The organism is Myroides marinus (genome assembly GCF_900109075.1).
In the GTDB taxonomy this organism is placed as follows: Bacteria; Bacteroidota; Bacteroidia; order Flavobacteriales; family Flavobacteriaceae; genus Flavobacterium; species Flavobacterium marinum_A.
This window is the reverse complement of sequence record NZ_FNYS01000021.1, coordinates 1-20,679: the sequence shown is the minus strand read 5'-3', so window position 1 is coordinate 20,679 and position 20,679 is coordinate 1. Positions and strand designations below refer to the sequence as shown.

Annotated in this window: 18 protein-coding genes and 3 tRNA genes; 10 read left to right on the top strand and 11 right to left on the bottom strand. The window is 33.5% G+C overall.

Features of this window, described 5'->3' with window-relative positions:
- Nucleotides 1-62 precede the first annotated feature (62 nt).
- The gene (locus BMX53_RS15630) at nucleotides 63-2,690 is read right to left on the bottom strand and encodes an AsmA-like C-terminal region-containing protein (protein WP_074747444.1); all 2,628 of its coding nucleotides are present in this window, start codon (nucleotides 2,688-2,690) and stop codon (nucleotides 63-65) included.
- A 507-nt stretch (nucleotides 2,691-3,197) separates the two neighbouring features.
- On the bottom strand, nucleotides 3,198-4,964 hold the full coding sequence (gene sppA, locus BMX53_RS15625; protein ID WP_074747441.1) for a signal peptide peptidase SppA: 1,767 nt from the start codon (nucleotides 4,962-4,964) through the stop codon (nucleotides 3,198-3,200).
- A 126-nt stretch (nucleotides 4,965-5,090) separates the two neighbouring features.
- Here sppA and folK point away from each other — a divergent pair, with 126 nt between their 5' ends.
- Together folK and BMX53_RS15615 are read left to right on the top strand one after the other, a co-directional pair.
- Entirely contained in the window at nucleotides 5,091-6,236 is a 1,146-nt protein-coding gene (folK, locus tag BMX53_RS15620; protein WP_074747438.1) for a 2-amino-4-hydroxy-6-hydroxymethyldihydropteridine diphosphokinase, read from the top strand.
- Nucleotides 6,229-6,789 carry a DUF1543 domain-containing protein gene (locus BMX53_RS15615; protein WP_074747435.1) on the top strand — a complete coding sequence of 187 codons (561 nt, stop codon included), beginning with the start codon at nucleotides 6,229-6,231 and terminating at the stop codon, nucleotides 6,787-6,789. Before folK ends, BMX53_RS15615 begins: the two co-directional genes overlap by 8 nt.
- A 50-nt stretch (nucleotides 6,790-6,839) precedes the next feature.
- On the opposite strand, the gene BMX53_RS15610 is transcribed toward BMX53_RS15615, so the two are convergent.
- The 9 genes from BMX53_RS15610 to BMX53_RS15570 all read right to left on the bottom strand — a co-directional run bounded on the left by BMX53_RS15610 (nucleotide 6,840) and on the right by BMX53_RS15570 (nucleotide 14,492).
- Nucleotides 6,840-7,556 carry a DUF3667 domain-containing protein gene (locus tag BMX53_RS15610; RefSeq protein ID WP_063176268.1) on the bottom strand — a complete coding sequence of 239 codons (717 nt, stop codon included), beginning with the start codon at nucleotides 7,554-7,556 and terminating at the stop codon, nucleotides 6,840-6,842.
- Between the two features lie 162 nt (nucleotides 7,557-7,718).
- On the bottom strand, nucleotides 7,719-9,059 hold the full coding sequence (locus tag BMX53_RS15605) for a DKNYY domain-containing protein (protein ID WP_074747432.1): 1,341 nt from the start codon (nucleotides 9,057-9,059) through the stop codon (nucleotides 7,719-7,721).
- A 13-nt stretch (nucleotides 9,060-9,072) separates the two neighbouring features.
- On the bottom strand, nucleotides 9,073-9,744 hold the full coding sequence (locus BMX53_RS15600) for a hypothetical protein (protein WP_143061434.1): 672 nt from the start codon (nucleotides 9,742-9,744) through the stop codon (nucleotides 9,073-9,075).
- 267 nt (nucleotides 9,745-10,011) lie between these two features.
- Nucleotides 10,012-10,542, bottom strand: coding sequence for a YceI family protein (locus BMX53_RS15595; RefSeq protein ID WP_074747427.1), 531 nt, complete (start codon nucleotides 10,540-10,542; stop codon nucleotides 10,012-10,014).
- A gap of 161 nt (nucleotides 10,543-10,703) precedes the next feature.
- Nucleotides 10,704-11,546 (bottom strand): DUF3806 domain-containing protein, encoded by an 843-nt coding sequence (locus BMX53_RS15590; RefSeq protein WP_074747424.1) that lies wholly within the window; start codon nucleotides 11,544-11,546, stop codon nucleotides 10,704-10,706.
- Nucleotides 11,547-11,688: 142 nt separating this feature from the next.
- Nucleotides 11,689-12,567, bottom strand: coding sequence for a DUF3806 domain-containing protein (locus BMX53_RS15585; protein ID WP_083394426.1), 879 nt, complete (start codon nucleotides 12,565-12,567; stop codon nucleotides 11,689-11,691).
- Nucleotides 12,568-12,613: 46 nt separating this feature from the next.
- Nucleotides 12,614-13,156 carry a dihydrofolate reductase family protein gene (locus tag BMX53_RS15580; RefSeq protein ID WP_038984283.1) on the bottom strand — a complete coding sequence of 181 codons (543 nt, stop codon included), beginning with the start codon at nucleotides 13,154-13,156 and terminating at the stop codon, nucleotides 12,614-12,616.
- A gap of 24 nt (nucleotides 13,157-13,180) precedes the next feature.
- Complete coding sequence (locus tag BMX53_RS15575) at nucleotides 13,181-13,543, bottom strand: hypothetical protein (RefSeq protein WP_074747421.1); 363 nt, start codon at nucleotides 13,541-13,543, stop codon at nucleotides 13,181-13,183.
- A 424-nt stretch (nucleotides 13,544-13,967) separates the two neighbouring features.
- Nucleotides 13,968-14,492 (bottom strand): RNA methyltransferase, encoded by a 525-nt coding sequence (locus tag BMX53_RS15570; RefSeq protein ID WP_038984285.1) that lies wholly within the window; start codon nucleotides 14,490-14,492, stop codon nucleotides 13,968-13,970.
- 224 nt (nucleotides 14,493-14,716) lie between these two features.
- Between BMX53_RS15570 and BMX53_RS15565 the strand changes: the two genes are divergently transcribed.
- From BMX53_RS15565 to BMX53_RS15530, 8 genes are all read left to right on the top strand, one after another.
- Nucleotides 14,717-15,001, top strand: coding sequence for a hypothetical protein (locus BMX53_RS15565; RefSeq protein WP_038984286.1), 285 nt, complete (start codon nucleotides 14,717-14,719; stop codon nucleotides 14,999-15,001).
- 147 nt (nucleotides 15,002-15,148) lie between these two features.
- Entirely contained in the window at nucleotides 15,149-15,733 is a 585-nt protein-coding gene (locus BMX53_RS15560; protein WP_317038904.1) for an FUSC family protein, read from the top strand.
- 72 nt (nucleotides 15,734-15,805) lie between these two features.
- Nucleotides 15,806-18,406, top strand: coding sequence for a DNA mismatch repair protein MutS (gene mutS, locus BMX53_RS15555; RefSeq protein WP_074747418.1), 2,601 nt, complete (start codon nucleotides 15,806-15,808; stop codon nucleotides 18,404-18,406).
- A gap of 200 nt (nucleotides 18,407-18,606) precedes the next feature.
- A tRNA-Gly gene (locus BMX53_RS15550) sits at nucleotides 18,607-18,679 on the top strand.
- A gap of 9 nt (nucleotides 18,680-18,688) precedes the next feature.
- Nucleotides 18,689-18,774: transfer RNA gene (locus tag BMX53_RS15545), tRNA-Leu, on the top strand.
- Nucleotides 18,775-18,998: 224 nt separating this feature from the next.
- Complete coding sequence (locus BMX53_RS15540) at nucleotides 18,999-19,370, top strand: hypothetical protein (RefSeq protein WP_038984288.1); 372 nt, start codon at nucleotides 18,999-19,001, stop codon at nucleotides 19,368-19,370.
- A 147-nt stretch (nucleotides 19,371-19,517) separates the two neighbouring features.
- A tRNA-Leu gene (locus tag BMX53_RS15535) sits at nucleotides 19,518-19,603 on the top strand.
- A gap of 86 nt (nucleotides 19,604-19,689) precedes the next feature.
- Nucleotides 19,690-20,427, top strand: a complete 738-nt coding sequence (locus BMX53_RS15530; RefSeq protein ID WP_074747415.1) for a YARHG domain-containing protein — start codon at nucleotides 19,690-19,692, stop codon at nucleotides 20,425-20,427.
- The last annotated feature ends 252 nt before the right edge of the window (nucleotides 20,428-20,679 follow it).

Sequence of the window (20,679 nt, the reverse complement as noted above, 5' to 3'; positions counted from 1 at the left end):
CATAAACAAAAAAGAGCTCCCTATTGGAGCTCTTTTTTGTTTATGTGATATTTCATCTTTAATTATTGGGCTTCTTCTTCTTTTTTCTTCTTACCAAACAAACCTTTTAATCCCTCACTGATCTTATTTACTGTTTCTTCAGTTTCATTTTTCTTAGCTGGATCAGTACTTTCTCCTGTTTTATCTTTTTTCCCTCCTAATAGGTCGATTAAAGCATCTTTTCCTTTATCTACCAGTTGATTCTTTTGTTCATCTACTATTTGATTAGTCAGATTCTTTACTACCTCAGCCATATTAGCAGATACTTTCGGATTAGCAAAATTACCTGTCACTCCCACTTTCACAGGAATAGCATCAAACTTATCGCTTGACTTAGGTCCTAATAATGCTAAAGCATTGGCCACATCACTTCCCAATAACTTAGCGGGTACTTTAAAATCTAGTGAGTAATTCAAACTTTGGTCAAAACCATGTTCACCAGATACAGTTACAGCGATATCTTTAGACTTAATATCAAAAGGTTTGAACTGCACACGACCATTATTAAACACTATATGCATCTTCTTATTGCTCAAGTCGATATTCTTCATATCAATAAAGTTTAACGCTCCATCTAAAGAAGAAAGTAATTTAGAATTCTGTGCACTGATAACAGCATTAGACAAATCTCCTTTAATATCCCCTGATAAAGTATTTAATTCAGGAGATAAGTCTGCGGCTTTAAGTTTACCACTCATATCTACTGTAGCATTTATCTTACCAGTCATCACACCTGCGATAGGAGCAATAGCCTTCAAGAAACCAAGTTCAGTAAAAGTCTGCTTAATATCTAAACTCTGCATCCCTAGATTCATATTAAATGTAGGTATAGTTTCCTTAGTAGAGACATTCCCTCCGAATGCCATAGTGCCACCAAACACATTCGTTGACATATTTTCTAAACGAGCAGCTTCATCCTTGATAATTAGTTTCCCCTTTACATTGTTAAGTGTTAAGTTATCATAGACTACCGTATTGGCATTTGCATTAATCGTACAATCTAAGAAACCTGGTATTTTAAGTGGTTCAGAAGCTTTAGCTGTGCTTGCCTTTTCTTTTTTATCTTCTGGTTTTGTTGTATCTTCTTTTAATAGATCCGCTAATAAGAAATTATTAGATTTCAGATTAAAGTTCCCTTTTAAAGTCTGTTTATTAAACAAGAAACCGTATAAATTATCAAGACGCCCATCAGCTGCTAAGTCTGTACTTCCTGTCTTTAATGATAACTTATTTAGAGTAACATTACTTGTATTAAAAGTCAAAGCAGCTTCTTGGATAAGCATCGGTTTAGCCATTGCCTCTGTACTAAAGTTAAACCCTGTTAGAGAAGCACTACCGCTATTCTTGATATTTTGGTATTGTTCTTTCTCTATAGAGTTCATATCAAAGTTAGCAGACACATTTGCCTTTAGTATTCCCGATAGAGGTACATCTACCTTTACAGGATAAGCTTTCGCTACATTGCTTAGATTAATAACTCCATTAAAATTAGCATCTACTAAAGCGTTCTCACTAATGTTTTTAATATTTGCTTTAGCATTAAACACATCTTGAGCAATCTTAAACGAAAGTTTATTTATATCTACATACATATCTTTCATTAGCCCAGTAGTATTCATAACATTGACATTCAGCATAATGTTCTGAACTGCCATAGGTAAATCAGGATATTTAAATGACGCATTAGTTGCATTCATCTTGATATCCATAGTAGGAATTTTCACATCTGTCATCTCCCCTTTTACTTTACCTGCTATCTTAAAGTCACCTGTTGTCGTTACCCCTTTTAAGTTCCCTGCATACGCTTCAGGTACTAATCCCAAAAAGTTTTTAAAATCTGAATCAGGGGTAGCAAAGGTCAAATCATATTGCTGTCCATTCTCCAATAGTTTAATAGAACCGTCAAACTCAAGAGGCAATTGATTAATCAGTGCTTTATTCTTTTTAAAAGAATAAACTTGATTAGCCATATCCATACCTATAATTGCTTTAAGAGATAAATTAACTCCATTTAAAAGCTTACTACCATCTTTCTCAAAAGATATCTTAGCTTTTGACTCCGTATCTAGATCTAATACATCCGCAGCTAAATTCCCTGTTCCTTGGTGATATAATTCATTAATATTAAACATCATCTTACTTCCCAAATCCTTATACGACAAATTCAAATTATTAACTTGATAATGCTTTAGTGCAAGTGAAAAAGGTTTGTCTTCTTTCTCTTCATCGTCCTTTTCATCATCATCCTTTATTGCTATATCATAGTTAGTCACTCCTTGTTCATTCACTATGATATTGACCTTAGCATTCTCTAATAAGATACCTTCTATGTTCATTGGCTTCTTCTCACCATTGAACAGTTCCATTACTGACATCTTTAGCTTGATGTTATTCGCATAGAAAAGCGTATCTCCAGCAAAAGGCTCCTTATTGACTACAGCAATATCTTTAATAATAACTGTCGCTTTTGGAAAGTTGCGCAATAAGCTTAAATCTACCTTCTCAAATGTCACATTTGCATTAAGATTATCATTGATAGCTTTTAGAACTAAATCTTGTATTTTACCCTTAAACAAGATTGGTGTTAGCATTAACACTAAGAAAAGACCTAGTACTACGCCACCTATCCATTTTAAAACTTTTTTATTCATAACTACTCAATTTTATACAAAATAACACTAGCGGTCGAATGATTTAAAACAAACTTCCACTTTTTTACCTTAGAACAATAATACTAACACCCCAGCATCAATAAATAATTATATAAATAGTCCTTACCACTCATCTCTAGCTAATACAGTCTCCTATTCCGATTGTTGGACAAACCTTGGACAATAACCCGTGTTTACTTGACTAGAGAGGCTTTTTCTCCAACTATAGTCTATGTATACACCTACTAGTGTCCTAGCTAAGAAATACTCAAATAGTACTGTTCACTGCTTTGAAACGTAAATAACATTATTATAACTCTACCTAATTAATTATTCACATGGAATGTATAGAGGCATCATAAGTTTTAATTATTACTTTCAGGCACTAATGACAAAATAACAAAAAAAAAGAGTTGTCCCTTATAAAAAGGACAACTCTTTATGTCAAAACATTATACCTAATACCACTATCTAATCTAGTAGTAATGAATATTGTTCTTATTTACATTATTCGATTTTTAATTCAAATGGCATAATAGCTTGTACACCTTTTAAATTACTAAAATAGTTAAGTCTTTCTAACATTTCATAGTTAGCCTCACCTATCTTCTCTTTGATTAATTGTTCTTCAGTTTTAATCATAGAAGAACCTAAGTAACTTCTAAGTAAGTCTTCAAACTTCATTTTATACTCAGGGAAATTAACCACTTTATAGCTATCTATTTCTACTTTTTTAGCAGCATAAGCAATAGCCTTATCTAATCCTCCTAATTCGTCTACCAACTTATTTTTAAGAGCATCTTTACCAGTCCACACTCTACCTTGAGCTATTTCATCTACCTGTTCTACAGTCAATTTTCTACCATCGGCTACTCTTTTTACGAATGTTGTATAGATATCCTCAATTCCCTCTGTTACTACCATTTTAAAGCCAGGATCTACCTCTCTAAATAAACTGTAGTTAGCAGCGTTATCATGAGTTTTTACTTGTTCAGCATTCACACCATACTTATTCGCTAAAGTCTTCATATTTGGTACCATACCGAATACTCCAATAGAACCAGTGATAGTACTTGGATCAGCGAAGATGCGGTCAGCATTACATGATATATAATATCCTCCAGATGCAGCTAAATCTCCCATAGATACAATCACAGGTTTTACTTTCTTAGTAAGCTCTATCTCTCTCCAGATTAACTCAGAAGTCAATGCACTACCACCAGGACTGTTAACTCTAAGTACCACAGCTTTAATCTTATCGTCTTTACGAGCTTCTTTTAGAGCGCGATTGATAGAACCTTCACCGATATAACTCACACTACCCTCACCACTTAATATCTGTCCTTGAGCATAGATTACTGCTATCTGATCTTCAGCTGTATTACCATCTCCTTTTACGATTAAGTCTTTTGCATAGTCTAGGATATCGATAGTATTATAATCCACATCTCCCTCTACCTTTAATGCTTTCTTTATAGCAGCATGATACTCATCTTCATAAGCTACCTTATCTACTAATCCAGCTTTCAATGCACGTGAAGGAGTTCTAGCCTCTAAGTTATTTGCTATTTCATTTAACTTTTCTACTGGTACCTTTCTACTCTTAGAGATATCTTCTACTATAGTCTCCCATATAGAATTTAAGAACACAGTAATCTGCTCTCTATTCGCATCACTCATTTTATCTTGTAGGTATGGTTCTACAGCACTTTTGTATTTACCATGTCTCATTACCTCCATTTGTACACCAGTTTTGTCTTGTAATCCTTTTAAATAAAGAATTTCAGTAGACAATCCTTTAAAGTCTATCGTACCTACAGGGTTTACATACACTGTATCCGCTACAGAGTTTAAGTAATACTCCCCTTGAGAATACGTATTAGCATAAGCTAAAACGAACTTACCAGTTTTTTTAAACTCTTCTAGTTTCTTTCTTATTTCACGTTTTTGTACCACTCCTAAAGATGATTCATCATTTAAGATTGATATTCCCTTAATACGATCATCCGTTTTTGCATACTCTATCGCTGCTAATATATCAGCTACACCATCTTTACCAGCATCAACGAAACCAAAGTCTTTATAATTAAACTTTCCTGCATAGTCGTATTTTACACCTGATAAATCTAGATTAATAACTGAGTTATCCTTTACTACCACTTTATCAGAACTACTTCCCATAGCAGCCCCAACTGCTAACATCCCGAAGAACAAGACTCCGAAGAATATGAACAGTCCAACTATCGTAGCTAAAACATTTCTTAAAAACTTCATATTAAAAACAATTTATCTTATTAGTATTCAAATTATAAAAAAAGTTACAGATTATACCCGTAAATTTGCATTATTAACTGTTACAAAAGTAACGCTATTTCAATTTTCTTTTATTTACTTTGCCCCATGTTTACGCAAAATCAAATAGTATTATCAATTGGCTCAAATCAAGGGGATAGATTATCTAACATAGAACAATCTATCGAACTGATAAACAAGCACATTGGTACAGTCATAAGAGTTTCTCCTATTTACGAATTTCCTGCTTGGGGTTTTGAGAGTGATCCTTTTTTTAATTGTGCTATTTTATTACATAGTACACTTAAAGCAGAAACGGTTATTCTAAAAGTACTAGAAATAGAACAAATACTTGGTAGAATACGCCCAACAGACAAGGTAGGTTACAGTGCTAGAATCATTGATATAGATATCATTTCTTTTAACCAAGAGGTGTATAATACAGACAATCTATCTGTACCTCATCCCTTGATGCAAGAAAGACAATTCGTCCTTCAGCCAGCAGCTGACCTAAACTTAGAGTGGGAACACCCATTGTTAAAGCAAAGTTTCAAAGAATTATTAAACGTTTGTAAAGATAAAACAACTTTTAAGATAGTTGGTACCCTATCAAGCCCAATACATAGATACGGATTCACTAATGTGAACTTTATCGCTATAGAGGGTAATATCGGTGCAGGTAAGACTACTTTGACTAATCGTATATCAGAAGACTTTAATGCTAAGAATATATTAGAAGGGTTCGCAGACAATCCATTCTTACCTAAGTTTTATAAAGATGCTACTAGATACGCCTTCCCTTTAGAGATGTCATTCTTAGCAGACAGATACTCACAGTTATCTGACGACTTAGCTCAATTTGATTTATTTAAGGAGTTTATTATAGCAGACTACTACATCTATAAGTCTATCATCTTTGCACAAATCACACTAGAAGAAGACGAGTTTAATTTATACAAACAAATCTTTGAGATTATGTATAAAGAGACACCTAAACCTGACTTATATGTATATCTATATCAGAACACAAATCGTTTGTTAGAAAACATACAAAAACGCGGACGCTCTTATGAAAGTGAAATACCAGGTACATACTTAGATCAAGTAAACCAAGGATACTTTAACTACATCAAAACAATGCCTGCCGATAAAGTGTTAATCATAGATATATCAGATATGGACTTCGTAGCTAATCAAGAAGATTATATACACATACTAGATAAGATACAAAATAAACTAGTGAAACATGACTAATAAACTATTTATGACCATGCTAGGGGCTACACCTACAGGTAGACACATAGAGCAGCATGATATATACTTCGGTATTGGTACAGAGATGAAAGATCTAGTACCTCAGATTGCTAGCTTCTGGCCAGAAGGAGGTCCTAAGTTACACGTAGATGCTTGGAGAGAAGTAAATCATGTAGAAGGTCATCAGATAGAAGTAGTCGATAGAGATGACTATCAACCTACAGGACTTAAACTATTCTTCCTTAATCTAGGAGGATATAAGCATGGTATATTTGACGAGTTTCACCAGACATGTCTTATAGTTGCAGATAGTCATAAAGAAGCTATACAGATGGTAAAGAACACTTCATTCTACGAAGAGTTTAACCTACCTCCTAAAGGATATAGCCATGTAGATAATAAATACGGTCTAGATGTAGATGATATCTATGAAATAGACGAGATACTAAACGACGATTTAAAACAGAAATACGCTATCAAAATCACTAAGACTGATAAAATATTAGATGATGATAAGATAGAACTAGGATATATGAAACTAAATAGTTTCTAACAGAAACGCCAGTGATTAACTCACTGGCGTTTATTTATTTATTTATTTATTTATTTATTTATAATAGAGTCTATCAGCCCTCCGATAATTATTACCGACACAGAGAAGGTCAACATCCCTAGCACATAAGCAAAGAATGCCTTGATATAACTACTTACCTTACTCGATTCAAAAAATTGTCCTATCGCCCAAGTACAATATACAATACCTACTACACCAGCAGCAGCCATTAGGTTTATATGGGTAAGCCCTTGTACAATAGCAAAGACAGAAAATATCAACATTGACATACCAGTCACAAAACACAATAGTATCAATATTTCAAAGAGATTAAATGAACTCCTTCTAAAGAACAATTTAGTCCAGATTGCTATAAATACCCCTATGATAATATTCATGTACCCAGAATGTGTATCTCCCCAGATAAACACCTTATCTGCAGTACCTCCCATGCCGGAATTGTTATAAGCTACAAAACTTTCTAAGTGATAATAATGCGCAATGATAGAATAAACAAGAGAAGCAATAATGATAAATATAACAGGTTTCACCAGCCTACTTCTATCTTTAGTGATAAACTCTCTAATAGTAGTCCCTGGTTTTAACAACAATTGTTTTATTGTATAAAATATACCTTTCTCGAAGTGTAGCACATGCCCTATCTCATGCATAATATAGTGACTATCTATTCTCTTTAACTGAGGTGTTTGTCCACAACTAGGACAATAAGGAGTGTTAACCTCTACATTACAAGTATTACAATTCATCGTTATTCTAAGTGTTAGGTTTAGTAAGGTTTTACAAGTCACTACAAAGTGAATAAAACAAATGTAATAAAATTCCTTAAACACAAAACATCAAAATCATACACAAAAAAACCTCTAAAGAAGTAATTCTTTAGAGGCTTTGTCTTATTACTTCAACTAATACTAATCATTACTAATAGTCCAAGTCGTATTCTTATCTTCATAAGAATTGTGCTTAATTCTTACGAAAGTAGGTGCATCTGCATCATCTAATATAGCGTAATCTTCTTTTTTAGTAGCATTCACATGATCTGACCCTAAATCTCTAGTCAAATAATACACATGGTTTTTATCCTTAGCTACTTTGCTATCAATCACCTCAAAACTACTAGCATCCATTTCAGCACATGGTCTCAAATTTTCCCAAGTCACAAAGTAAACCTGTCCTTTATCTTTTGCCCAATAAGGATTAAGCTGCTCTATTGTAGCAATATCTAAATTCTCAATCTTTAATACTTCCAAAGGATTAGCATTATCTATCATCTTAAGTTTGATGTGATACAAGTTGTTTTTATCCTTATACAGACTTCCATTGCCTAAAGCTTTGAAAGTAGCCTTATCATAATCCCCCTCTATCGGTTTAATCTCATTCTTACTAAACCAATTATCCACCTCGTAGTACACCCCATTCTTATCTGTATAAAACTTGTTATCTAACATCTTAAACGTAGTTCTATCAGCCCATGTCTGCACATCTCCTAGATAATACACATGAGTAGAGTCTATAATCACATTCCCTCCTAAATGACGGTAGCTATCAGGAACTACCCCTTCTAATACTTTATCTTTATAATATACCTTATCATCTCTGACCTCATACCCTCTATTATCTTCCAACAACAAAGAAATAACAACAAAACCAACTAATACAACGAAAGTAACACCCAAAACAATCAAGACAATCTTCTTAGAAGTCCCCTCTTGTTTTCGCACCTCATTAATACTTCCTTTGTTATTTTGCGCCACATTCTGATTAATATACTCCGTCCAGCGCTCTCCTAATCCACCCTGTCTATCAGCAGATATATAACTCTGATATTGTTCTAACCTAGCCAGTAGCGTATTGATACCAGTTCTATCATTAGATTCAAAGTTTAGCTCAGGTGCAGACTTACCTACCACATATATATGCACTAGCTCAGACCCTGCCGCTTGTATTCGCTTAACCATCACTATATTTTGATGAGAGATAATCCTTTTTTCTCTACCTTCTCTTATCGCAATACCAAGTTCATCTACATCAAAACTTAACTCTTTAGTAAACAACTTCTTTAACTGTATTACAAGTGCCAATACCCCAAAACCAACTCCTATGTACACATACCTCATCACGCCTCCCTCGTCTATAGCACGAGTAACGGTTATAAAATTAAAGAATAACACGACAAGGGCTATTAACAGAATAGAGATAAACACCACTAGGTATCTCTTGCGATCTACTATTTTAAACTTAACTGTATTCATTCGTTTATTTTATTTAATTATCAGATTCTTCGAATAAGGATTTATCAAACTCTAATGCTGTAGCTGACATATAAATGTCCAATACTTTACCTTCATCAGCCATCTCTCTTAATTTCTTCTTAGTGAATATAGTCACCTCCTTTACATAGTTATCTGGTGTATCAATTTCAGATACTTCATCTTTATGAACTACTTTACTATTTAGCCTAACATACATTGTATCACGTTCTTCATTGGTTACATATAATGTTGTTTTCTTTCCATTTTCTAGTTCATAAACTATCACATCTCCTTTACTCACTGATTCAATACTATTAGCTAGAGTGTTCTTACTTACTATAAAATGCTCTACTATACTTATGATAAACAATACTGTAAGAATGATACAGATACCTCTTCCTATAAAATAGTACCAAGGATAGCGAGTCTTGTTCAACTCTGCTATTAGCATCTTCGGAATATTAGGAAAGTATTTAGGTTCAAAATTCTTAGCACAAGTAGCACAATGTACAGACACTTCTCTGTGATTAGCATACACAGGTAAGAATATATAGTGATAAACCCTACACCCCACTTCCAAACGCATTGAATGTGTTGCTCCACATGAGGGGCAAGTACAAGCAGTCTTTAGATCAACCCGCTTAATTACACGATAAAAATATTTAGGTAATGGTAGTGTGAACATTTACTAAAAACTTAATTAATCAAACTTGCCTTTCTTTTAAAACCCCTTAATCATCACGTTAATAATATTAAAAAACAAAAGATTATAATTCAATAAGCTAATTTACTGATTATATTATTAATAAATTAACACAAAACAAACACTTAAAATATTATACACTAATCTGAATCACATTAGATATTCTAAATCACAAAAAAGCCTCTAAAGAATTACTTCTTTAGAGGCTTTGTCTAAACATATATTGAAAATCACTTTATAAAAACTTCATTAAGCTTTAGCGAACTGTACCTCAGCGAATAACTTAATATCTTCACCTACTAGTACTCCACCTGTCTCTAATGACGCATTCCAAGTTAAACCAAACTCCTTACGGTTAATCTTTCCTTCTAGAGATAAACCTATTTTAGTATTACCCCATGGATCAGTAAGTAATCCGCTGTATTCTGCTTTAAATGATACTTCCTTAGTCACATCTTTAATCGTAAGCATACCTGTGATCACATAATCATTATCTGATTTTTTCTCAATAGTAGTAGATTTAAAATCTAAGTTTTCATATTTCTCTACATCAAAGAAATCAGCACTTCTCAAGTGATTATCTCTATCTGTATTATTAGTATCGATAGACGATACTTTAGCTGTAAATGAAACTTCTGATGTCTCGAATGCTACACCATCATTAACGATAGTAGAAGTAAAATCATTAAACTTACCTGACACATTAGTAAACATCATGTGTTTTACTTTAAATCCTATTTCTGAGTGTGTAGGGTCGATATTCCAAACTGTATTTGCCATAATAATTTTATTTTTAAAGTTATTGCTACATTATCCCTAGTAGCTTTTTGTATAGGACAAATGTATAACCTCCAACAGCCTAACACACTTAACCTAAATTAAGAACGTATTTTTTAGAACAAAAAAAAGCTACTCGCAATGAGTAGCTTTACTTTTATGTTTTATTGTCCAATATTCGCTAACACAGAATCGTAGTGATCAGTCATTAGTTCTGCTACATTTATATGTTCGCCTTCCTCCAGCCTTTTTCTTATCATACTTATCGGAAAGCTTACTGCCTCATGACCTCTAAATCTCAATACTAACTCACGACCATACTCATCGCTTATCACAGCCCAACTAAACTCTTGATAATAATAGCGAATTAGACTGCCAAATAACAATCCTAGTTTCTCTAGATAGACTAAGTCATCTAGTCTAAATAACTTATCGTCTAGCAAGACCTGTAGTCTATCTAACGCCTTACCAGATTCATAATAATCTCCTACTTCTTCTTCCTCTACCTTTAGCAGTTGACATACACTATCCACTACATAATCTATATCCGTATCCTTAGGCTCAATGACTACAAATTTACTGTTCTCAAGCAGATCAATGCTTTCTAGCATTTGCTCCGCATCTTTTAGAATAGTACTGTGTACAGTCTCATCTGTACATTCCTTATATACACAGGCAGACATAGAGATAATACTATTCAGGTAAGATATCTGATAATAATAAATAATATCTCCATCGTACTCCTTTTTATAAGAAAAATACACCTTGTCTTGTACCTGTCTGACTTCTGTATTCTTTTCTGCGGCTTCATCTCTAAATCGCGCTAACATATCTTCTGCAGAAAATTGCTCTACAGGCACTACTCCTATTACAGTAAACCTTATCTCCGGTTCGTCATCTTCTTCTTGTCTTGACAGCATTACAGTCTCTTCATTCTCCTGCTCACAGTAGTAATAATCAGGTGCTTTTATAACCATTCTACCAATACCTATCTCGAATGTTTTCATAGCTTATCTTTTTAGTTTGTTTAAACATCAGAACTGTCTCTCCTATAAATTTAGACATTATATTCTGAATTTTACTACTAAATAATCACTCTTGACAAAACTAAAATAGGTTAGCCTCTATGACTAACCTATCTATTATATCCTAAAAATTGTGTTCTATTCTAGTGAATCCTTTATCCTTATCGCTTTCACTCTCTATATGAGTAATTACTTCATCCATAAGTTGAGTCACATTAATCTCTACCTCATCCTCTATACGCTTAGTGATCATACTTATCGGAAAACATTGTAGAGCGAAGTCTTGATACTGTAATGCTAATTCTCTACCATACTGATCATGTACTATCACCCAATGAAAGCTGTTATTAGCAGCCTGTAGACAATCTCCAAATAACAATCCTAAAGCACAGTGATACTTATAATCATTAATAGCATAATCTCTGCGAGTCAGTATATCCTGTAATATCTCTACAGACTTACCACTCTCGTGATACTGCGCTATCTTCTCTCCAGGTACATCTAACACCTTTGTTACCTCTGTCACTAAATAGTCTATATCTTCATATCTAGGCTCTAATATCGGAAACTTAAGAGATGATAAACTATCTATACTCTTTATCATATCTGTAATCTCCTCTAGGTATACCTTTATCTTATCTGTGCCCTTATCTTCATTAGTAGCCGTAAATGACACGACTATAATATTCTCCTCATACATAATCTCAAATATGCGGATATAAAGATCTTCTTGACTTTCGCTATCATAAGAAAAAAAACTCTTACCACTATGCGTTATAAACTGAGCATTCTGTCTAACTGCCTTCTCTTTAAAGTCATTGATAATATCTTTTTGAGTAATTCCCTCTGCTCGTTGAAAATAGATAATACTAAATCGAATCACAGGTTCATCCTCTTCTTCGCCTTTGTATAACATCACAGTACCATCTCCTTCACTACAGCTATAATAATGACTCGGTCCCTTTATAACAGTTTGACCATTTCCTATTTCGAATACTTTCATAGTTTTTGTTTGTTTGACTCAAAGATATTATTTCCCTTCAGAAATACTACTTCTTATCCTTTCTTTTATAATGTACCTGAGTCAATCCTGTACTAAAAGACTTAGCTTCCACTAGCTCTAATATCTGTTCACCTCTCCCATCCTTAAATAGACGTGTCCCATCACCTAATAACACAGGTATTATCGAGATAATCATCTCATCTATCAAATCGTGTTTAAGCAACTCATTAATCACCTCAGCCCCGCCATCACAGTATATATCATTTCCTTCTACCTGTCTGAGTTCTTTGATTAAGTTAGCTACTCCATCAGCATAGAAAGTAATGTGCTCTGTGTTCACTCTGCTCTTATCACTAGTAATCACATATACACTGCGCTCACCTGTATCATAATGTGCGGTACCTAGCTCTCTAACTACCCAATCAAAAGTCTTACGACCTATAATAACAGTATCTACATTTTTAGTAAAAGTAGTATATCCATAATCTTCTCCTTCTTTCTCTACTAGAGATAAGAAACTCAAATCATCATTAGGCTTAGCAATATAGCCATCTAAACTCATCGCTATAAATAAGGAAACTTTTCTCATTGGCGTATTACTTTAAAATTGTTTTTATATAGATTCAAAATTACACATTACCTCTAGACAATGCTTTATCTCCTTGCTATTAATTATATCAAATTCGACTGTAAATGTTTTCTCTTTATTCCAATAAAACACATGCTCATCTAGTAGCGTAATAGTTAAGAGTGTTCCCTTAATCTCATAACTAATCTGATTAGTCAGAAAACCATAAATCTGATCATCTGCCTCTATATATACATAGTCTGGCTCTTCTATAAAGTCTCTACACAACCCTACGTGGTGAGGCAATACTCCTACTTCTCTATTCATCACAAATCCTAGATTATAAAATCCATCATCAGAATCTTCATTATCAATATATACCTCTATAGGTTTATGCACTATACTCATCTACTTATACTATTAATACAAACAAATATAAGCTAATAAATAACGGCCAAAAATAGGGTTGCCCTCAAATGGTTATTTTGACTACTAATGCCCTCTATTCTTAAAAGAAAAACGAGCTGAAAAGTGAGAAAAAAGGCACTTTTCAATAGAATTTGTTTGGATACGAGTTTGGTATCCTTTTGAAAAAAAGGTGTTTTCCGAGTAAAACCAAAGCTTTATCCAAACAGTATCCAAAGGATTTAAAAACAAAAACAAACAAAACACTCATTATCAGCAAATTGATAACAAATAAATTGTGCATAATTAGCTAATAAGTGCATACTAACTCATTATCTCCATACAAGGCCAAAATAACCATATAAGCATAAAAAAAGAGCTGTTTCTATCCGAAACAGCTCTTCTTAATTATATCTATATACCTGGCTTACATCTGCTGAAATAAGTCCCAGATAACTATACCTGCACTTACAGAAATATTAAGAGAATGCTTAGTACCTAACTGAGGGATTTCTATCACTCCATGACTTAGATTAACTACCTCTTGGTTTACTCCTTTTACTTCATTACCGAATACTAAAGCGTACTTCACTCCTTCTTCTACTTTAAAGTCATTAAGCATCACACTGTTCTCTACCTGTTCTACAGATTGTACAGATACACCGCTCTCTCTTAATTCTTTTACTACTTCTACTACATCCTTAGCATACTCCCACTCTACAGTCTCAGTAGCACCTAGAGCTGTTTTATGTATCTCTTTATTAGGAGGTGTAGCTGTGATACCACATAAATAAACTTTCTCTACTAGAAAAGCATCACACGTTCTAAATACAGAACCAATATTATGTAAGCTTCTCACATCGTCAAGAATGACAATAATGGGAGTCTTCTCAGACGCTTTAAACTCCTCTACATTTTTACGATCTAATTCGCTATTAGCTAATTTGCGCATGATTGATATTTTTTACAAAAGTACTATTTCTCTAATTGATTACTCCATTCTTCTGTTCAAAAATAGTATTGCTTACTATCACTTTCAGTTATCTCCTCTACTAAAACATATCTAATCAAACATTAATCACTTGTTTTAGTGATAATTAAACGATTATCATCCTAAATATTCGAAACTAATGCAAAATACATTAAGTAACTTTATAAAACCAAAACACCACCACCATGACTAGAAGAGTACTTAATCAGTTAGCCTTACTGACTATACTGAATAATCTGCTATTTGTAGTAATTTTTCATGGAACAATTACTACAGAATACATAAGTGAGTCTAAGTATATCCAATTTATAGAGATACTATGGATACTTAGCTTAACAGGACTAATTATTTTACCAACAATTATGTGTACCCTATTAGACACATCAAAATTTAATACCCAGAAGTTTCCCATAATTGCAATACTAATATCCTTAGTTTCGATCACAGTATTTGCATTTACATCGATATAATGTTTAATTATTAATACATTTTACTAAAAAGAACTAATCCTTAATAAAAGACCATTTTATGAATTAGTTAATATTGCATCAAGCCATAGATCCTTGTCGCCAATAGGAGTCAGTAACTACCTTAAACAATTTGCTCATAAGTGGTTAATGATTACCATTTCAGATTGTATTGTTTATTTTGAGTTAGTAACTTTGCAAGCTCAAATAAAATATATGCTCAGAAACCTCATAACAAGAATCATTACTTCGCCAGTAATCATATACACAATAAGATGCTTTATCGGCTTTTACATAGGATATCTTCTATTTCTAAAATTTCCTAATTATGAAATTTTATGGACGCTTATATCTATTATGTTAGTAATCTCTCCTGAGGGCAAAAACTCTAAAAAGCTGTCTATTGAGCGATTTAAATCTAACTTAGTGGGTTCTATCGTAGGATTAGTTTGCTTAGAGATACACCCATCGCCTGACTTTTATATTTGTCTTTTGGGTGTATTTTTAACGATTATGACCTGTTACTTATTTAAAATTCTTAATATGGCTCGTGTAGCTTTAGTAGCACTTATCATCATATTAGTACAGCCACATACTGCAGCTTCTGTAGAGGCTACTCCTCTATTTAGATGTCTAGCTGTAACGCTAGGATGTGTTATCGGGTTAACGATCACAGTGACTACTTCTATGGTTATTAGAAGTATGAAAAAGCATTATGGCATTCCTCGTGACTAGATAGTTTACAATACAAATAGCGTTTATAGAATCTTACTATTATATTTGTATTTCTAAATACAAAACTACGTTATGACTGCTAAGGCAAAAGCTCCCAAAGAAACCCCGTTAATGAAACAATACAATGATATAAAGGCTAAGTATCCTGATGCTTGTCTATTATTTCGTGTAGGGGATTTTTACGAAACATTCGGTGAGGATGCTGTCAGAACATCTAAAATATTAGGAATAACACTTACTAAGAGAAGTGCAGGTACGGCTAGTGAAACAGAATTAGCTGGTTTTCCGCATCACTCTATCAATGTATATCTACCTAAACTAGTAAAAGCTGGTCTTAGAGTAGCTATCTGTGATCAACTAGAAGATCCTAAAACGACGAAGACTATAGTAAAAAGAGGAGTAACAGAATTAGTAACTCCCGGTGTGGCTCTAAATGATGAAGTACTACAGTCTAAGTCTAACAACTTCTTATGTGCAATACACTTCGCTAAGAAGACTATAGGTATCTCATTCTTAGATGTGTCTACAGGTGAGTTCTTAACAACTGAAGGGAATCAAGATTATATAGATAAGTTACTACAGAACTTCGCTCCTAGTGAGGTATTAGTCCAAAAGAGTAATAAGACCCACTTTTTACAAAACTATGGTTCTACCTATAACCTATTCTTACTAGATGACTGGGTATTTAAGACTGACTTCGCATTCGAATCTCTAACGAATCACTTTAAGACTAATTCGCTTAAAGGATTTGGTGTAGAAGATTTAGAAGAAGGGACTATCGCTTGTGGAGCTATTTTATACTATCTATCAGAAACACAACACACTAAACTAGAACATATATCTAACATACAGCGTATAGCAGAGGATGCTTATGTATGGATGGATCGATTTACGATCAGAAACTTAGAACTATATAACAGCTCTAATCTAAATGCTATTACGCTATTAGATGTGATTGATAAAACCTTATCTCCTATGGGAGGTCGTCTACTGAAAAGATGGTTAGCCCTACCTCTTAAGGATACTAAAAAAATAATAGACCGCCATAATATAGTCGAAAACTTAAGGAATGATACTGAGTTATTATCTCTGTTTCAGCTTCAAATCAAAAAAATATCTGACTTAGAACGTCTAATCTCTAAGATAGCTACTGCTAAGGTATCTCCTAGAGAATTAGTCTATCTAAAGGATTCTCTAGATGCTATCATCCCTATCAAAGAGACTGCTCTAAAGAGTAGTAATGATTCTCTAAAACAAATGGGGAACAAACTGCATGGATGTGAACTACTAAGAGATAAGATTAGAACTACAATCAGTGAGGATGCTCCTGTAGCTATAGCTAAAGGTAATGCAATAGCAGAGGGAGTTAATCAAGAATTAGATGAGCTGCGTAAAATCTCTACTTCAGGAAAAGAACTGCTAGAAGCTATGGAGATAAGAGAAAGCGAGAAAACAGGTATTCCTTCGCTGAAAATATCGTTTAACAATGTGTTCGGATACTATATCGAAGTACGCAATACACATAAGAGTAAAGTGCCTGCTGATTGGATTCGCAAGCAAACATTAGTTAATGCTGAACGATATATTACAGAAGAACTAAAAGAGTATGAAACTAAGATATTAGGTGCAGAAGAGAAGATCTATAAATTAGAGAATGAACTATACGATCACTTCGTATCATGGTGTGCACAGTATATCAAACCTGTACAGCTCAACGCTAATCTTATCGCTCAATTAGACTGTCTAAGTTCATTCGCTCAGCAGGCATTAGAGAATAACTATGTACGTCCTATGATAGATGACTCTTATGAGTTAGACATTAAAGATGGCCGTCATCCAGTGATAGAGAAACAACTAGCTTATGATACTCCATATATCACTAACGATGTGTATCTGAATAATAAGGAACAACAGATTATTATGATTACCGGGCCTAATATGTCTGGTAAGTCTGCTATACTAAGACAGACTGCTCTAATCGTATTATTAGCTCAGATGGGTAGCTTCGTACCTGCAAGAGAAGTTCGTATGGGCGTAGTAGATAAGATATTTACTCGTGTAGGGGCATCAGATAATATATCTATGGGGGAATCTACATTCATGGTGGAGATGAACGAGACTGCCTCTATCCTAAATAATATCTCTGACCGAAGTTTAGTATTGCTAGATGAGATAGGTAGAGGTACGAGTACGTATGATGGAATCTCTATCGCATGGGCTATAGCAGAATACCTACATAATCATCCTGGAAAGCCAAAGACTTTATTCGCTACACACTACCACGAGTTAAATGATATGTCTCAAAACTTCGATGGTATTAAGAACTATAATGTCTCTGTAAAAGAATTAAAAGATAATGTTCTTTTCTTACGAAAGCTAGTTCCAGGTGGTAGTGCGCATAGCTTCGGTATACATGTAGCTAAGATGGCAGGAATGCCTAATAGCGTACTAAAAAGAGCTGAAAAGATGCTAAAACAACTAGAAAAAGGTCATGCTAAAGATCCTCAACAACCGTTGAAAGCTGTAGAGGATGATATCCAATTAAGCTTTTTTAATCTAGATGATCCTTTATTAGAAGAATTAAAAGAAGAAATACTAGCAATCGATGTGAATAATATCACCCCTATCGAGGCTATTATGAAAATAAATGAACTAAAAAAGAAACTAAAATAAGCTGAATGGAGACTCAAAAGAGTCTCCATTTTTAGTTACTCAAAAAAAAGTAAAAAAAAACTGCTCAAGTCAGTATTTGTATATCAATGAGTTAAAAAATATCTCTATTTTTTTATTGTTTTTTGTTTGGAGAAACGAAAAAACGTTCTATATTTGCACTCGCAATACAGAAGTAAAGCGAAGTTCTTAAAAAACATTATGCGAAAATAGCTCAGTTGGTAGAGCGCAACCTTGCCAAGGTTGAGGTCGCGGGTTCGAACCCCGTTTTTCGCTCTATATCACGCTCGAGTGGTGGAAGTGGTAGACACGCTGGACTTAAAATCCAGTGAGCAGTAATGTTCGTGCGGGTTCAAGTCCCGCCTCGAGTACAGAAAATCCTAAGTTATGCTTAGGATTTTTTTTTGCCCCTATAGAAGTATCCTCCCCTTAGATACTCTGTAAAAAGTAAATTTCTTTAACCCGGATATCGCATTAGCCATATATAACAGCCAGATACTGTACAATGTGGTACATTAGTATTACTAGTAAGTATTATCTAACTTGTCTATATGTCTATTGCGACAATTGGGTGTAATTTTGTTTCTTAAATGATATGAGTGCATTCGTAATTAGTTTAAAAGATAACGGAAAGTATAAGTACACTTTTGAGCATAGAAGAGGAAAGACCTTAATGACTAGTGTTGAATACTCTAGTGTAGAGGCTATCCACTCCAATATTGAGTTCCTTAGAACCAATTTCTCTTCTCTAAATTTTATCAAGTTTAAAACACCTAGTGGTAAACATTACTTCAGGCTAGCAATAGACAAAAAGATATTCGCTAATAGCAGAAGGTTTAACACAGAACTTAGGTTTGAAAAAGCAATGGAAGAAATCAAATCAAACTTTGCTAACGCAGAGATACTCGATCTTTCGTTTGATATCTTTGGTGATTTATCTGCTGAGGATATATTTGGAAGTGATTAATCAGTTTTTTTTATTTGATAAAAAACTGATTATCAATAACTAAGTATTTTTATTCAAAAAAAGCTAAAAAAGTCTTTTCATTTAAAGAAAAAACATTCTATATTTGCACTCGCAATCACGAAAACGTGTGCGGTCAATGCCAATTGAGCTCGAGTGGTGGAAGTGGTAGACACGCTGGACTTAAAATCCAGTGAGCAGTAATGTTCGTGCGGGTTCAAGTCCCGCCTCGAGTACAAAGAATCCTAAGTTAACGCTTAGGATTTTTTTATTTATATACCTTTCAAAAAGATTATCTTAGATTCTATATAATCCTTATGTCATGAATCTTAAAAGTATATTTATAAATCACATTAGTTTATGCACCCTATTAGTAATATTAAGTACGACTTATAGTCTGCACGCACAAAATAAAAAGTCATTCTCTACAAACTACTCAGAAGAATCTCTTTCTAAATTATCATTAGAAGAATTAGCATTAAGACGTAATGAAATACTAGCGCGTAAAGGTTATACTTTTACCAACCCTTTATACAACGATTATTTTACTAACCAAAAATGGTATACCCCTACTACAACAAACACAAATATTACATTAACCTCTACTGAAAATAATCAAATAGATTTAATCAAAAAAGTAGAGCTTCAAAAAAAAGAAATGAGGGCTAAATCAATTAAAGACTTAAAAGATCTAAGAAATGCTCTTAATACAAATGATTATAATACTATTAATCGAATCTTAAATCTACCTAATGACGAAAGACGTATTGATCAACAACTAAGAAAAACTTTAAATGTATGTGATATAGACGATATTCATTGGAACAAATCTGAAGGTATATATGAAGCTTCAATAGATAACGGATTAAATACACGTGTCTATACTATAAAATACTCTAGGACTCAGGTCATCTTATCGTATGCTCAAACTGGAGCAAGTGAGCTAAGCATGTATACCTATGAAGTATCTCCTGAATATTTCTCAGAATCAATAACACTATACATCTTTGACATTACTGAAAATGGTTTGAAATTTAAAAAAATAGATGGCGCAGGGTAATTTAGAGCTGTATAAGTTTTTTTACTACATAAAAATATCACACAACAACTATCTACTAATCAACAAATAACAATATTTATTCTATTTTATTATCAAAAAAACACAAAATATGTTTGTTTGATAATAAATAACATTCTATATTTGCACTCGCAATACAGAAATAGTATCGCAGTCTATTAAGACGCTCGAGTGGTGGAAGTGGTAGACACGCTGGACTTAAAATCCAGTGAGCAGTAATGTTCGTGCGGGTTC

Coding starts and splice junctions, on each gene's coding strand:
- mutS (WP_074747418.1), top strand. CDS start 15,806: ATGACTGCTAAGGCAAAAGCTCCCAAAGAAACCCCGTTAATGAAACAA.
- folK (WP_074747438.1), top strand. CDS start 5,091: ATGTTTACGCAAAATCAAATAGTATTATCAATTGGCTCAAATCAAGGG.
- BMX53_RS15600 (WP_143061434.1), bottom strand. CDS start 9,744: ATGTTCACACTACCATTACCTAAATATTTTTATCGTGTAATTAAGCGG.
- sppA (WP_074747441.1), bottom strand. CDS start 4,964: ATGAAGTTTTTAAGAAATGTTTTAGCTACGATAGTTGGACTGTTCATA.
- BMX53_RS15610 (WP_063176268.1), bottom strand. CDS start 7,556: ATGAATTGTAATACTTGTAATGTAGAGGTTAACACTCCTTATTGTCCT.
- BMX53_RS15560 (WP_317038904.1), top strand. CDS start 15,149: ATGATTACCATTTCAGATTGTATTGTTTATTTTGAGTTAGTAACTTTG.
- BMX53_RS15565 (WP_038984286.1), top strand. CDS start 14,717: ATGACTAGAAGAGTACTTAATCAGTTAGCCTTACTGACTATACTGAAT.
- BMX53_RS15530 (WP_074747415.1), top strand. CDS start 19,690: ATGAATCTTAAAAGTATATTTATAAATCACATTAGTTTATGCACCCTA.
- BMX53_RS15585 (WP_083394426.1), bottom strand. CDS start 12,567: ATGAAAGTATTCGAAATAGGAAATGGTCAAACTGTTATAAAGGGACCG.
- BMX53_RS15590 (WP_074747424.1), bottom strand. CDS start 11,546: ATGAAAACATTCGAGATAGGTATTGGTAGAATGGTTATAAAAGCACCT.
- BMX53_RS15540 (WP_038984288.1), top strand. CDS start 18,999: ATGAGTGCATTCGTAATTAGTTTAAAAGATAACGGAAAGTATAAGTAC.
- BMX53_RS15570 (WP_038984285.1), bottom strand. CDS start 14,492: ATGCGCAAATTAGCTAATAGCGAATTAGATCGTAAAAATGTAGAGGAG.
- BMX53_RS15575 (WP_074747421.1), bottom strand. CDS start 13,543: ATGAGTATAGTGCATAAACCTATAGAGGTATATATTGATAATGAAGAT.
- BMX53_RS15580 (WP_038984283.1), bottom strand. CDS start 13,156: ATGAGAAAAGTTTCCTTATTTATAGCGATGAGTTTAGATGGCTATATT.
- BMX53_RS15605 (WP_074747432.1), bottom strand. CDS start 9,059: ATGAATACAGTTAAGTTTAAAATAGTAGATCGCAAGAGATACCTAGTG.
- BMX53_RS15615 (WP_074747435.1), top strand. CDS start 6,229: ATGACTAATAAACTATTTATGACCATGCTAGGGGCTACACCTACAGGT.
- BMX53_RS15595 (WP_074747427.1), bottom strand. CDS start 10,542: ATGGCAAATACAGTTTGGAATATCGACCCTACACACTCAGAAATAGGA.
- BMX53_RS15630 (WP_074747444.1), bottom strand. CDS start 2,690: ATGAATAAAAAAGTTTTAAAATGGATAGGTGGCGTAGTACTAGGTCTT.